This window comes from Streptomyces endocoffeicus, assembly GCF_016741935.1.
Classification (GTDB): Bacteria; Actinomycetota; Actinomycetes; order Streptomycetales; family Streptomycetaceae; genus Streptomyces; species Streptomyces endocoffeicus.
In genome coordinates this window covers 172,581-185,938 of the sequence record NZ_JAERRG010000015.1, presented here as the reverse complement: position 1 = coordinate 185,938, position 13,358 = coordinate 172,581, and the positions used below count along the sequence as shown (strand labels likewise).

General features: G+C 71.6%; 12 protein-coding genes. 8 read left to right on the top strand and 4 right to left on the bottom strand.

What is annotated here, in order from left to right; genetic code table 11:
* Positions 1-54 precede the first annotated feature (54 nt).
* The 6 genes from JK364_RS32045 (at position 55) to JK364_RS32020 (ending at position 6,371) form a co-directional block, all read left to right on the top strand.
* On the top strand, positions 55-1,173 hold the full coding sequence (locus JK364_RS32045) for a PrpF domain-containing protein (RefSeq protein ID WP_201854845.1): 1,119 nt from the start codon (positions 55-57) through the stop codon (positions 1,171-1,173).
* Positions 1,170-2,564, top strand: a complete 1,395-nt coding sequence (dctA, locus tag JK364_RS32040; RefSeq protein WP_201854844.1) for a C4-dicarboxylate transporter DctA — start codon at positions 1,170-1,172, stop codon at positions 2,562-2,564. The genes JK364_RS32045 and dctA overlap by 4 nt, the downstream gene beginning before the upstream one ends.
* 208 nt (positions 2,565-2,772) lie before the next feature.
* Positions 2,773-3,600, top strand: coding sequence for an inositol monophosphatase family protein (locus tag JK364_RS32035; RefSeq protein WP_201854843.1), 828 nt, complete (start codon positions 2,773-2,775; stop codon positions 3,598-3,600).
* 57 nt (positions 3,601-3,657) lie between these two features.
* Positions 3,658-4,308: an NADPH-dependent F420 reductase gene (locus JK364_RS32030; RefSeq protein WP_201854842.1), complete on the top strand. Its 651-nt coding sequence runs from the start codon at positions 3,658-3,660 to the stop codon at positions 4,306-4,308.
* 132 nt (positions 4,309-4,440) lie between these two features.
* Positions 4,441-5,955, top strand: a complete 1,515-nt coding sequence (locus tag JK364_RS32025) for an LCP family protein (protein ID WP_201854841.1) — start codon at positions 4,441-4,443, stop codon at positions 5,953-5,955.
* 149 nt (positions 5,956-6,104) lie between these two features.
* A complete protein-coding gene (locus JK364_RS32020) occupies positions 6,105-6,371 on the top strand; it encodes a GlsB/YeaQ/YmgE family stress response membrane protein (RefSeq protein ID WP_201854840.1) in 267 nt (88 codons plus the stop codon).
* A gap of 29 nt (positions 6,372-6,400) precedes the next feature.
* Here the strand turns inward: JK364_RS32020 and JK364_RS32015 are convergent, their stop codons facing one another.
* Positions 6,401-7,213: a helix-turn-helix transcriptional regulator gene (locus JK364_RS32015; protein ID WP_201854839.1), complete on the bottom strand. Its 813-nt coding sequence runs from the start codon at positions 7,211-7,213 to the stop codon at positions 6,401-6,403.
* A gap of 81 nt (positions 7,214-7,294) precedes the next feature.
* On the opposite strand from JK364_RS32015, the gene JK364_RS32010 reads away from it, so the two are divergent.
* Positions 7,295-8,011, top strand: a complete 717-nt coding sequence (locus JK364_RS32010) for an SDR family oxidoreductase (protein ID WP_201854838.1) — start codon at positions 7,295-7,297, stop codon at positions 8,009-8,011.
* 75 nt (positions 8,012-8,086) lie between these two features.
* Here the strand turns inward: JK364_RS32010 and JK364_RS32005 are convergent, their stop codons facing one another.
* From JK364_RS32005 to JK364_RS31995, 3 genes are all read right to left on the bottom strand, one after another.
* Positions 8,087-9,703, bottom strand: coding sequence for an MDR family MFS transporter (locus JK364_RS32005; protein WP_201854837.1), 1,617 nt, complete (start codon positions 9,701-9,703; stop codon positions 8,087-8,089).
* Positions 9,704-9,817: 114 nt separating this feature from the next.
* Complete coding sequence (locus JK364_RS32000) at positions 9,818-11,044, bottom strand: glycosyltransferase (protein ID WP_201854836.1); 1,227 nt, start codon at positions 11,042-11,044, stop codon at positions 9,818-9,820.
* A gap of 98 nt (positions 11,045-11,142) precedes the next feature.
* Entirely contained in the window at positions 11,143-12,456 is a 1,314-nt protein-coding gene (locus JK364_RS31995; protein WP_201854835.1) for a UDP-glucose dehydrogenase family protein, read from the bottom strand.
* A 263-nt stretch (positions 12,457-12,719) separates the two neighbouring features.
* Here JK364_RS31995 and JK364_RS31990 point away from each other — a divergent pair, with 263 nt between their 5' ends.
* The gene (locus tag JK364_RS31990; protein WP_307841438.1) at positions 12,720-13,349 is read left to right on the top strand and encodes a TetR/AcrR family transcriptional regulator; all 630 of its coding nucleotides are present in this window, start codon (positions 12,720-12,722) and stop codon (positions 13,347-13,349) included.
* Positions 13,350-13,358 lie beyond the last annotated feature (9 nt).

The window sequence follows — 13,358 nt, the reverse complement described above, 5'->3', positions numbered from 1 at the left end:
CCCGCGGAGGAGCCGTCGGCGGAGTGTCGATTCCACGGCCGTGGGGAGTCCGTTGTGTTGCGTCTGCAGGGCGAGATGATCCGCGGGGGTACCAGCAAGTGCTGGATCTTCGACCACCACGATGTGGTGGCCACCGGAGTGGATGCCGACACCCTGCTGCTCGCCGCCTTCAACGCGGCCGACCCCCGTCAGATCGATGGCGTGGGCGGCGCCTCCTCCACCACCTCCAAGGCCGCGATCGTCCAGACGTCGGACGTGGCGGGCGTCGATGTCTCCTACGCCTTCGCGCAGGTGGGCATCGGCGATGAGCGGGTGGAGTGGACCAGCAACTGCGGCAACTGCGCCACCGCGGTCGCGCTGTACGCCGTCCACCGCGGTCTGGTGCCGATCACCTCGGACACCACCACCGTCCGCATGCTCAATGTGAACACCGGGGCCCGCCTCACCGGCACCATCCCCACCCCCGGCCTGACCGCGCCCGACGAGGGCACCGCCGTGGTGCCCGGCACCGACGCGCTCGGGGTGCCGGTGCTGCTGGGGTTCCAGGACCCGGCGGGTTCCACCACCGGCCGCGCCCTGCCCACCGGCCGCCCCCTGGACACTCTGACCGGGCCGGACGGCCCCGTCGAAGCCTCGCTCGTGGACGCGGGCGCGCCCGCCGCGCTCTTCGACGCCAAGGCGTTCGGCCTCGACGGCTCCGAGTCCCCGGCCGCGTTCGCCGCCGTGGTGCCCGCGCTCACCGTGCTGCGCCGCACGGCGGCGCTCGCGATGGGGCTGGTCCGCGAGGACGCCCCGGTCAGCCATGCGGTGCCCAAGGTCGGTGTCGTCGGCGGGCCCGTAACATATCGCACCACTCACGGCCCGCGGGTCACTCAGGACCAGTACGACGTGGCCGTGCGCATGGTCTCCATGCACGCCCCGCATCCGGCGATCGGCCTCACCTCCGCCGTCGCCCTGGCGACGGCCGCCGCGACCCCCGGCACCCTCGCCCACCGCGTCACGCGGCAGACCGCCGACGGCACGCTGCGGCTGGGCACCCCCGCGGGCGTCATCACCGCCCGAGCCGTCCCCGCACCGGACGGCGCGTCCCCCACGGTGTTCCTGCACCGCGCCGCCCGGCGCATCGCCCGAGCCGAACTTCTCGTTCCCGTCCCGGAAGGACGCCCCGTATGAGCCGCAACGCCGCAGCGCCGGGCACCGTCGCCGCCCCCGACCGGCCCGGCCGCATCCGCCTGCTGCTGTCCCGCCTCTATGTCCAGTGCCTGCTCGCGGTCCTCGCCGGGGTCGTCGTCGGTTCGCTGTGGCCCTCCTTCGGGGCGGAGCTGAAACCGCTGGGAGACGGTTTCGTCGCGCTGGTGCGGATGATGATCGCGCCGATCATCTTCTGTACGGTCGTCCACGGCATCGCCGCCATGAGCGACCGCAGAACGGTCGGCCGGGTGAGCCTCAAGGCCCTGGTCTACTTCGAGATCCTGACCACCATCGCCCTGGTCATCGGCCTGGTCGTGGTCAACGTCGTACGGCCCGGCAGCGGACTGCACGTCGATGTCTCCACCCTCGACACCGACAGCCTCCCGGCCGAGGCGACCCAGGCCCATGAGAGCTTCGCGGACTTCGTCCTCAGCACCATCCCGCACACCCTCGTCTCCGCGCTGACCGGCGAGGAGATCCTGCCGGTGCTGCTCGTGGCGGTCCTGTTCGGCTTTGGCCTGCAGGCCAGTGGCGAGGCCGGGGCGAGCATCGCCGCGGGCGTCGAGAAGCTCTCCACGGTGCTGTTCCGGCTCATCCGCTGGATCATGCGGCTGGCTCCGATCGGCGCCTTCGGCTCGATGGCCTTCACCATCGGCAACTACGGCCTGGGCACCCTGCGCCATCTGGCGCTGCTGGTCGGCTCGTTCTGGCTGACCGCCCTCTTCTTCGTCCTGGTGGTCCTCGGCTCGGTGATGCGCCTGGGCGGCCTGCGCCTGCTGCCGTTCCTCCGCTACATCAAGGAGGAGCTGCTGATCGTGCTCGGCACCTCGTCCACCGAACCGGTGCTGCCGCGCATGATGGCCAAGCTGGAGCACGCGGGCGCTTCGAAGCCGGTCGTGGGCATCACGCTGCCCGCCGGGTACTCCTTCAACCTCGACGGAACCGCCATCTACCTCACCATGGGGTCGGTGTTCCTCGCCCAGGCCGTGGGGGTGGACCTCAGCCTCTCCCAGCAGCTGACCATGCTCGCCGTCATGCTGCTCACCTCCAAGGGCGCGGCGGGGGTGACCGGTTCGGGCTTCGTCGCCCTGGCCGCCACGCTCAGCGCCGTCCCCCATGTTCCGGTGGCGGCTCTCGCGCTGATCTTCGGCATCGACCGGTTCATGTCCGAGGCGCGGGCCCTGACCAGCCTGGTGGGCAATGGTGTCGCCACGTTGGCCGTGGCCCGCTGGGAGGGGCAGCTGGACGAGGCCCGGACCCGGGCGGTGCTCCGTGGCGACCTGCCCTTCAACCCCGATGACACGGCCACCGGCGGCCTCGTTCCCGAGGAGCCGGCGGGATCGCCCCGCGAACCCGTCCCCGCCATCGGCTGACCACGCCGCCACCTGGCGAACCGCCCGGGCCGAAGCGAACGCTTCGGCCCGGGCGTCGCTTGTCGGCCCACCGCCTTCCGTTGCACACGGGTAAACCCAGCAGTGCCATATGTGCAATTGCCGTCATGGATGAGGGTGCCTACGGTCGAGACACAGACGGCGAAGCGCGCGCCAAGCCTCCCCCTCTCTCACCCTCACGGGAGCACTCATGTCCACTTCCACCGGCACCACCAGCTCCGAGACCGGTCTCGACGCCACCTTGCTCACCCGGGTCACCGAGGCCGTACGCACCGCCGGCGACCTGCTGCGGGAGCGCCACACCCCACACGCCCGCGGGGTGGAGTTCGACGAGATCGTCACGGAGATCCACGCCAACGACGACGCGGTGCTCGACGTCCTGAAGGGGCCGCTGATGGCCGCCAGGCCGGGCGCGCGCTGGGCCGAGGACGAGTTGGAGGGCGGCGCGCTGCCGCCGGGCGAGTGGTGGATCGTCGACCCGGCCGAGGGCAACATCAACCATGTGCACGGCATGTCCGACTGGGCCGTGACCGCCACCCTCGTCCGCGACAACCACCCGGTGCTCACCGTCGTCCACCTTCCGCTGACCGGCGACTGGTACACCGCGGTGGCCGGTCAAGGAGCCCAGCTGAACGGCGCGCCCCTGCGGGTGTCGGCCAAGACGGACCTGGGCGCGGCCCTGGTCGGCACGGGCCAGGCCCGGCCGGGCGAGGACGAGCACACCTTCCACCGGATCGGCACGTCGGTCACCCGGATGCTGATCCACGGCCTCGTCGTCCGGGTCTCCGTGCCCGCCACCCTCCAGCTGATCCATGTGGCCGCCGGACGCATGGACGCGTTCTGGCAGTTCTCCGATGTGCGCTCGGGTCTGGTGGCCGGCGCGCTGCTGGTCGCCGAGGCCGGTGGCACCGTCACCGACACCCGGGGCAATCCCTGGGACCTGGCCAGCCGTGACTTCCTGGCCACCGCCCCCGGCATCCACGCCGAGGCCGTCTCCGTCCTGTCGCCCATCGTCTGACCACCCGCTGTCGCCCATCGTCTGACCACCCACCCCCCTCGCAAGGAGTTCATCCGCATGACCAGCATCGGCATCCTCGGCACCGGACGCGTCGGCAGCGGCCTCGCCCGCACACTCGCCACCGCCGGCCACCAGATCACCCTCGGCCACCGGCAGCCGCCCCAGGAGACCCCGGCGGCCGACGAGACCGGCGCCGTACCGGAGATGCGCCACGCCGACCAGCGCACCACCGCGGCCACCACCGACATCGTCATCAACGCCACACCGGGCGACACCGCCCTGGAACGCCTCTCCGCCCTGCACACCGAACTGGCGGGCAAGATCCTCATCGACATCTCCAACGCCACCCTGCACACGCCCGACGGGCTCCCCTCGGACCTGTGCTATCCCGGCAGCAGCCTGGCCGAGCGGCTCCAGCGGGCCCTGCCCGCGACCCGGGTGGTCAAGACCCTCAACACCATGCTCTTCCCGGTCATGACCGCCCCCGCCGAGCTGTCCACCCCGCCCACCGTCTATCTCTCCGGCGACGACGCGGACGCCAAGGCCATCACCGCGGGCCTCCTCGCCGACCTCGGCTGGAAGCCCGAGTGGATCGAGGACCTCGGTGACATCACCACCGCCCGTGCCACCGAAGCCCTCGTGCTGCTGGTTCCCCATGTGCTGCGCCGCCATGGATTCCGGCCGTTCGCCGTCTCCCTGGCCCGCTGAGCGCCCCGTCCCTCCGGCACCGCGGGGACGTGTCGTACCACACGTCATGAAACATACCCTTGCGCATCGATAGAACCTGAGGCCAGCATCGATCGTCTTCTCTTCCGAACAGCCGCCGGACGAAGGACGCGCATGACAGGCAGAGACGGGGAGACAACGGGGAGCGCCACCACGGAACGGACGGACGCGGGGCGGCAGCGCAAGGGGCGCCGCCCGCTGCGGATCGCTCTGGTGATCGTGGTGTCGTTCCTCGTGCTGCTCGGCGGCGGAGTGGGCTGGCTCTACTTCAAGCTGAACGGGAACATCACCACCTTCGGGTCGGACGGCCTCTCCGACAACCGGCCGGAGGGGAACGCCGCCGGTCAGAACGTGCTGGTCATCGGCTCGGACACGCGGTCGGGCGACAACAGCAAGCTGGGCGGCGGCACCGGAGACGTGGGCCGTTCGGACACCGCCCTGCTGCTGCACGTCTACGCCGATGGCAAGCACGCGGTCGGGGTGTCGATACCCCGCGACACCCTGGTCGACATCCCGCCGTGCCGGCTGCCGGACGGCAAATGGACGAGGACGCAGCGGAACGCCATGTTCAACTCGGCCTTCTCCGTGGGCGAGACCGCCCAGGGCAACCCGGCCTGCACCCAGAACACCGTCGAGAAGCTGACCGGGCTGCGCATGGACCACACCGTGGTCATCGACTTCGAGGGCTTCTCCCGGATGACCTCGGCGGTCGGCGGGGTCCAGGTGTGCGTGCCCCAGGACGTCTACGAACGCGATCTGAGCCCCAGCCGGTCCACTCGCGGCAAGCGCATCTTCAGCAAGGGGGTCCAGACGGTCTCCGGGCAGAAGGCGCTGGACTACGTGCGCATCCGCCACGGGATCGGCGACGGCTCCGACATCGGGCGCATACGGCGGCAGCAGGCGTTCATCTCCGCTCTGCTCAAGAAGGTGAAGAGCCGGGGAATCGACCCGACCACGCTGTATCCGCTGGCGGACGCGGCCACCAAGTCCATGACCGTGGACCCGGGGCTCGGCTCCGCGAAGAAGCTGATGTCCTTCGCCATGTCGATGAAGGACATCGATCTGCACAACACCAAGTTCGTCACCATCCCCTGGCGCTACCAGGGCGAACGGGTCGCCATCGTCCAGCCCGACGCCGACAGGCTCTGGACGGACATCAGGGCCGACCGCACCATCGACGGGAAGGCGGCCGGCGGGAAGAAGGACGAGCCCCGGGACCCCGCCACGCCAAGTGCCACGTCCACCGTGTCGGGCGCGGGCATCAGCGTCACCGTCTACAACGGCACCACCACCCCGGGCCTGGCCGCACGCGCCGCGGACACGCTCAGGACGCATGACTTCACCGTGACCGGCGCCACGAACGCCGACACCCAGGACCACGCCACCACCGTGGTCGGCTACGGCCCCGGCGAGCGGGACCGGGCGCAGTCGGTGGCCCGGCTCTTCCCCGGCGCCGGACTGCGCCCCGCCACGACCCCGGGCATCAGCCTCACCCTGGGACGCACGTACCTCACCGCGCCCTCCCCCGACCCCTCCACGCCCTCCGCGTCGTCCACGCCGTCCTCCCAGGTGGCCGACGACGCCCGCTCCGCCGATGACGACCCCTGCTCCAATCTGTCCTACGGCTGACCGGATCCCCTCAGAGCCCTCACATCGGGGCCAGGCATGGCACACCGCTCCCCGGGCATGCGGAAGATCAAGCCGCTCGCATCGACCGGGCTCACTCGCCCCGGCACACGGCACGACAGCACAACAGCACGACGAAGGGGACGAACAACGTGGGTATCGTGAGCTGGATCATCCTCGGCCTGCTGGCCGGAGTCATCGCCAAGGTCCTCCTCCCCGGGCGTGACCCGGGTGGGCTGGTCGGCACCACGGTCATCGGCGTCGCGGGAGCGTTCGTGGGCGGCTGGATCTCCGCGAAGTTCTTCGACCGCCCGGTCCAGAAGGAGTTCTTCGACCCCGCCACCTGGGGCGCGGCGATCGGTGGCGCCTTCGTTCTCCTCGTCGTGTACCGCCTGTTGTTCGGCAATTCACGGAACTGACGGCACGGACGGCGCGAAGGGCCACGCCATCACGGTGCCGCCGCGCCCGCGAGCCCGCGGATCGTACGGGCGGAGGGGGATCCGGGGTCGGCCGTGATCAGGACCACCTCCTGGTCGTCCTCGGGGACGAGCAGGACATCGCAGTTCAGCCGGAGTGGCCCGGCCGTGGGGTGATCGACGGTCTTGGTCCGGTGTCCGGGGGCGTGGACCGGCCGCTCCTCCCAGATCTGCCGGAACTCCTCGCTGCCGGCGCGCAGTTCGCCCAGCAGATCGGTGAGCGCCGGGTCCCGGGGGTAGCGGTCGGCGGCCCGGCGCAGCCGGGCGACCACGATGTACCCGAACTCCTCCGCGCTGGAGCTCTCGTACGCGTGGCCCCGGCCGAGGAAACGGCGGCGGGCGAGATTGCGGCCCCCGCCGAGGTCGTCGCCGAGCAGGGCCTGCGCCAGCGGGTTCCAGGCGACCACGTCGTAGGCGGCGTCGGTGACGATCGCCGCGGTGTCCGGCAGCCGCCGCAGCATCTGGGCCACCTGCGGGCGGACCCGCCGCACCGCCCGCGCGCCCGGGGGCGCGCTCGTCCCCGCGAGCCGGAACAGATGGCTGCGCTCGGCGGGCGCGAGCCGCAGCGCCCCGGCCAGCCCGTCCAGGATGCGCGCCGAGGGCCGGGGCCCACGGGCCTGTTCCAGGCGGGTGTAGTAGTCGACCGACATATGGGCCAGCTCCGCCACCTCCTCCCGCCGCAGCCCCGGCGTACGGCGGTGGGGGTCGGCGGGCAGGCCGATGTCCTGGGGACGCAGCCCCTCGCGGCGGTCCCGCAGGAAGCGGGCCAGCTCGTGCCTCGCCATGCTGCCTCCTTCGGCTGACGGGTACTGCCTGGGACAGGTTGTCCCTGGCAGGGTGGACGTGGCCGGGGAACCCTTGGTGCCATGAACAATCGCACAGCACTGGTCACCGGTGCCAATAAGGGCATCGGCAAGGAAATCGCACGCCAGCTCGCCGCCGAGGGGCTCACCGTGTACGTGGGCTCGCGCGACGCCGAGCGGGGGCAGCGGGCCGCCCGGGAGATCGGCGGCGACGCCCGGCTGATGGTGCTCGACGTGACCGACGCGGACAGCGTCGCCACGGCCGCGGCCCGGCTGGAACGGCTGGACGTCCTGGTCAACAACGCGGGGATCATGGTGGGGGGCTCCACGGCGCCCGCGGCCGATCTCGAGGACTTCCGCCGGACCTATGAGACCAACGTCTTCGGTGTCCTCGCCGTCACCAACGCCTTCCTCCCGGCCCTGCGCCGTTCGGACGCGCCCCGGATCGTCAATGTCTCCAGCGGCACCGGCTCGCTGACCTGGAGCGCGGACCCGGAGCACCAGTTCGCCGTGTCCGCCGGGTCGGGCGCGGCCTACCGCTCCTCCAAGACGGCCCTGAACGCCCTGACCCTCTACACCGCACAGGCCCTGGCCTCCGAGGGCTTCAAGGTCAACGCACTGGCACCCGGGCTGCGCAGGACCGATCTGAACGCCCGCGCCGCCGGGAGCGACGGGGATCCGGCCGAGGGCGCGGCGGGCGCGGTCCGGCTCGCCCTTCTCCCGGACACCGGGCCCACCGGCGGGTTCTTCTCCTGGGACGGCACTCCGGCGCCCTGGTAGTCCCCGGCCGCACACGGGCCGTGCGGTGGTCCTCGCGCCGTCGCCCCGGTGTCCCGCCCGCTCCCGCCGACCGCGTCAGTCGGCGGAGAGCTGGGTGTTCGGCACCCGCCAGGCGGCGATCACGAAGGCGATCAGGCCCACCGCGGCCCCGGTGAGGAAGACCACCCGCAGGGCGCTGACATAGCCCTCCAGGAACGGCTGCGCCACGGCCGGATCGAGGTGGTGGAGGAAGGCCGAGTCCTCCAGGTTCACCCCGCCGTCGGGCCGTACGACACCCTTCAGCGCCGCCGCGTTCGCCGGTTCCTCGGCCAGCCTGCGGAACGACGCGTCCTGGGAGGCCGCCGCCAGCCGGTCGCTGATCCGCGTACCGGCCAGGGAGAAGAGGATGGACAGGAAGGTGGCGGCGCCCACCGTGCCGCCGTTGGACCGGAAGAAGTTCACCGACGCGGTGGCCGCCCCCATGTCCCGCCCGGGTATCTCGGACTGGGCCAGCGTGGTGATCGTCTGCATCGCCGCGCCCAGGCCCGCCCCCATGAACACCATGCCGATGGCCACGTACCACAGCGGGCTGTCGTCCCGCAGCGTGGCGAACACCAGCATGGCGACGGTGAGGGAGCCGACGCCCGCCGCCAGCTGGACCTTGAACCGGCCCGTCCGGGACATCAGCCGGCCCACCACCAGGGTCACCGTCACATTCGCCGCCATGGTGGGCAGCGTGGCCAGGCCCGCCCCCATCGGGCTCATGCCCTTGGCCAGCTGCAGATACAGCGGAAGGGTCGTCATGGCGCCGAACATGGTGATGCCCACGGTGAAGTGCAGCACGGTGCCCAGCCGGAACGCGCGGATGCGGAACAGCCTGACCGGCAGCAGCGCGGCATCCCCCATCCGCCGCTCCAGCAGGACGAAGGCGACCAACCCGACCACTCCCACCGCGTACATCACCAGCGCCCTGGGCGAGGCCCAGCCCCAGCTCCGCCCCTGTTCGGCCACGACGAGCAGCGGCACGATCCCGACCGCGAGCGTCAGCGCCCCGCCGTAGTCCAGCCGGTGCCGTACGGGCTGGTGGGGTACGTGCAGCACGCGCAGGATCACCACGATGGCGAGGGCCGCCAGCGGCACGTTGACCAGGAAGATCCAGCGCCATCCGTCGATCCCGAGCAGCGTGGCGCGCCCGGCGAACACCCCGCCCACCAGGGGGCCGATGACACTGGACCCGGCGAACACCGCCGTGATGTAGCCCTGGTAGCGGCCGCGCTCCCGTGGCGAGGTGATGTCGGCGATGATCGTCATGGCGAGGGACATCAGCCCGCCGCCGCCGAGGCCCTGCACCGCGCGGAAGGCCGCGAGCTGATGGATGGACGTGGCGAATCCGCACAGCAGCGACCCGAAGGTGAACAGCACGATCGCGGCCAGATAGACCGGGCGGCGGCCGTAGATGTCGGAGAGCTTCCCATACAGCGGGGTGACGATGGTGCCGGTGACGAGATAGGCGGTGGTCACCCACGCCTGGGCGGTGAGTCCGTGCAGATCGTCGGCGATGGTGCGCAGCGCCGAGGAGACCACGGTCTGGTCGAGCGCGGCGAGGAACATGCCGAGCATCAGCCCGGACAGCACGGTGACGACCTGGCGGTGGGTCAGCCGGGCGGGGGTCTGGGGCTCGGTGGGCTCGGTGCTGGTGGACGATGACGACATACGTACCTGCGAACCTTCTCTGCCGCGCGTGGGGGACGTAGCGGGGGCTGGAAACCCGCGGGAGGAGCGGGCCCGGAGCCCGGGCGCCGGGGGCCCGGGCTCCGGAGCGGGATGTTATCCGGCGAGCTTCTCCAGGTCGGGGACGGCGCTGTCGATCTCCGGCAGCGCCAGCATCTCCAGCCGCGCCCGGCGGACCCGGGCGCGGCAGCCGTCGTCGGCCAGCACCGCACGGCAGGCGGCGGTGATGCCGTCCGGTGTGGCGTCGGTGATACGCCGGCCGAGGCCGAGTTCCTCGACCCGCTGCGCGTTGCCGGGCTGGTCGCCGAACTGGGGCAGCACCGCCATCGGTGTCGCCGTGCGCAGCGATTCGCGGATGCTGTTGAAGCCGCCGTGGGTGAGGAACAGGTCCACGGATTCCAGCAGCAGTGGCTGGGGCAGCCGCTCGGTGATGTGCACATGCGGCGGCACCCCGTCGGTGTCCACGGGGATGCCCCCGGTGGCGAGGATGACGGTGCACTCCTCCAGCCGCGACACCCCCTGGACCATGGCGTGCAGCGTGTCCACCGGGTCCGGCATCGGCATCGGCATGGGCGCCGGCGCGGAGCCCTCCGCCTCGCGTGAGCTGTCGTGGAACATGGGGATCGCGGTGCCGATGGCGGCGAACACCAGGGGCCGGTCGGTGGGCAGTTCCGCGACCCAGCCCGGCAGCACGGCACCGCGGTCCACGTCCACTGTCTGCCGGTAGGCCCAGGTGGCGGGCTGATGACGGGCGAAGGAGAAGGCCGGTGGTACGTAGTCGATGCGCCCGTGCGGCACGATCGACAGCGGGTCCTCGGGGGTGGCCAGTCCCTGCCGCTTCCGCAGGGCGTTGAGGCCCGGCAGCAATTCGGCGGGGTCGAAGCTGTTGACGGCCCCGGAGGGGGTGGGCAGCTGGGGTATGCCGAGGGTTTCGGCGATGACACAGGCGCTGAGGTCCATGCCGTCGCGCAGGATGAGGTCGGGGCGGAAGTCCTGTGCCACGGGGAGCACGGTGTCCAGGAGCATCGTGGCCATCGGGCCGGATACGACCTTGCACATGACGCGCAGCATGACCGCGTGCCGCTCGGCTTCGTCCATGTTGTGCAGACCGGCCTGTCCGGTCTCCTCGGCCAGGACGGAGCCGAGGAAGGAGGACGGGCTGAAGTCGCTGATGGCGCTCGTCACCCGGACGTCCTCCCGTTCGAAGACGGGGACGAGGGCCGGAGTGGTGACCACCAGCACCTCATGGCCGGCCGCCGCGAGGGACCGGGCCAGGGGAAGCTGCGCCCGGCCGTGGGAGGGGCTGGCGAGCGTGGTGAACATAACCCGCAACGCAGGGGCCTTTCTGTGGGAAGGGTCTCGTACGGGAGAGATACGGCGAGAAATACGGCGAGAGGTATGGCGAGACAGGGGCGGGGCCGTCAGCGCGCCATCGCGGGCGTGCGGCCGATGCCCTCGCAGCTGAGTCCGGCGCGGCGCAGCCGGTCGGGGTCCAGGAGGTTGCGGAAGTCGTAGACGACCGGGGCCGCGAGCAGTCCGGCGACGCGCTCCCAGTCGAGGGCTCGGAACTCCGGCCACTCGGTCAGGACGAGACAGGCGCGCGCTCCCCGGAGGGCCTCCTCGGGGGTGTCCGCGAGGGTGAGCAGATCGCTGAGATCGGGGCGGGTCTCGCTGAGCGCGGGGTCGTAGGCGTGGAGTTCGGCGCCCCGTTCCTTGAGCAGCCGGGCGATGGCCAGGGCCGGTGAGTCGCGCAGATCGGAGGTGCCCGCCTTGAAGGCCAGGCCGAGCACGCCCAGCCGTACGCCGCGCAGCGAGCCGTCGCCCGTGGTGCATCCGGCCACCACGCGCTCGACGAGCCGCCGCTGGTGTTCGACGTTGGTCTCGATGGTGGCGCCCAGCAGCGGGAAGTCCACGCCCGACTCCTGGCAGATCGTCAGCAGGGCGTGGGTGTCCTTGGGCAGGCAGGAGCCGCCCCAGCCGGGGCCCGGCTTGAGGAACGCCGAGCCGATGCGGGGGTCGTGGCCGATGCCCGTGAGCACATCGTCCACCTCGGCGCCGAAGTGTTCGCAGAGCGTGGCGAGGTTGTTGGCGAAGGAGAGCTTCATGGCCAGGAAGAAGTTGGCCGCGTACTTGGCGAGTTCGGCACCCGCGGCGTCGGTGAGCACCAGCGGGGCGTCCAGCCCGGCGTACAGGTCCGCCACCCGCCGCGCCGCGTCCCGGTCCGCGGCGCCGACCACGATGCGGTCGGGGTGGAGGAAGTCGCGCACCGCGTAACCCTCGCGGAGGAACTCGGGGTTGGACACCACGGCCACGTCGGGGCGGTCCAGCAGCGCGGCGACGCGCTCGGCGGTGCCCACCGGCACGGTGGACTTGTTGACCACCACGCTGCCGCGCGGCAGCGCGTCGCGGATCTGGTCCGCCACGGCCTCGACGGCGGCCAGGTCGGCGGCGCCGCCGACGCCCATCGGGGTCGGCAGGCACAGGAACACCACGTCGGCGCCGGCGACGGCGGCCCGGGTGTCGCGGATGAACGCGAGGCGCCCGGAGTCCAGTCCCTCCCGGACGAGTTCGGGCAGCCGGGGCTCGAGGATGTCGACCTGTCCGCGCCGGAGCCGTTCGACCTTCTGGTGGTCGGTGTCCGCGCACACCACTCGATGGCCGAGGGTGGCCAGACAGGCGCCGGTGGTCAGTCCGACATAGCCGGTGCCCACCACCGCGACGCGTCGTATCTGCACAGGGGATCACCACTTCTGCTGGGGGTCAGATGCGGGCGCGTGGTGAGGGCGGCGCGGGGCCGCCCGGTCGGGATACGAGCAGGCCGGACACCGTCGTCCGGCCTGGACCGCGCTGTGCGGCGACCAAAGTCACCACGCGTTGACAAAACATAACGCGCCGACCCACAACTTGGTCAACAAGCGATGACAACAGTGGATGACTTCTGGACATGCGAGGCTGAACCGGCAGCATGTACGGCACGGTCCAGGCGGAGGTACGACAAGTGAACCGGGCAAGCGACTCACGGGGGTGCGACGACCACCCCCGCCGTGCCCGCAGATACGACGCGGCGGGCACGCGCAGCGCCCTGCTGGGGGCCGCGGCGCTGCGGTTCGCCAGGTACGGCTACGACGGCTGCAGCGTGCGCGACATCGCCAAGGACGCGGGGGTGGACGCCGCCCTGGTCTACCGCTATTTCGGCTCAAAGGAGGCGCTGTTCGACGCCGTGTCGACCAGCACCGGCCTGTTCGAGCCGCTGCGCCATCTGCCGCTGGAGGAGGTGTCGGCGTGGATCTGCGATGTGGTCTCCATGGGGCCCACCGAGGAAGAGGCCCCGCATCCGCTGCTGACCAAGCTGCGCTCCTCCAGCCGGGAGGAGACCGTCGGGCGGCTCCGCGAGGAAGTCACCGAGGTGTTCTCGCAAGGGTTCGCGCGGCGTCTGGAGGGCGAGGACGCCGAGTTGCGGGCCGAGTTGCTGGCGGCGTGGCTGATGGGCATCACCCTGCTGCGCCTGGCCATCCGCTCACCCGCGCTGGCCGCCACGCCGGACGACACCTTGCTGCGGTTCCTCCGGGCGGGTATCGACCCACTGCTGGACGCGGACTGCCCCGGGGACGGGAGCGAGGACGGCTGACCTCTCGTC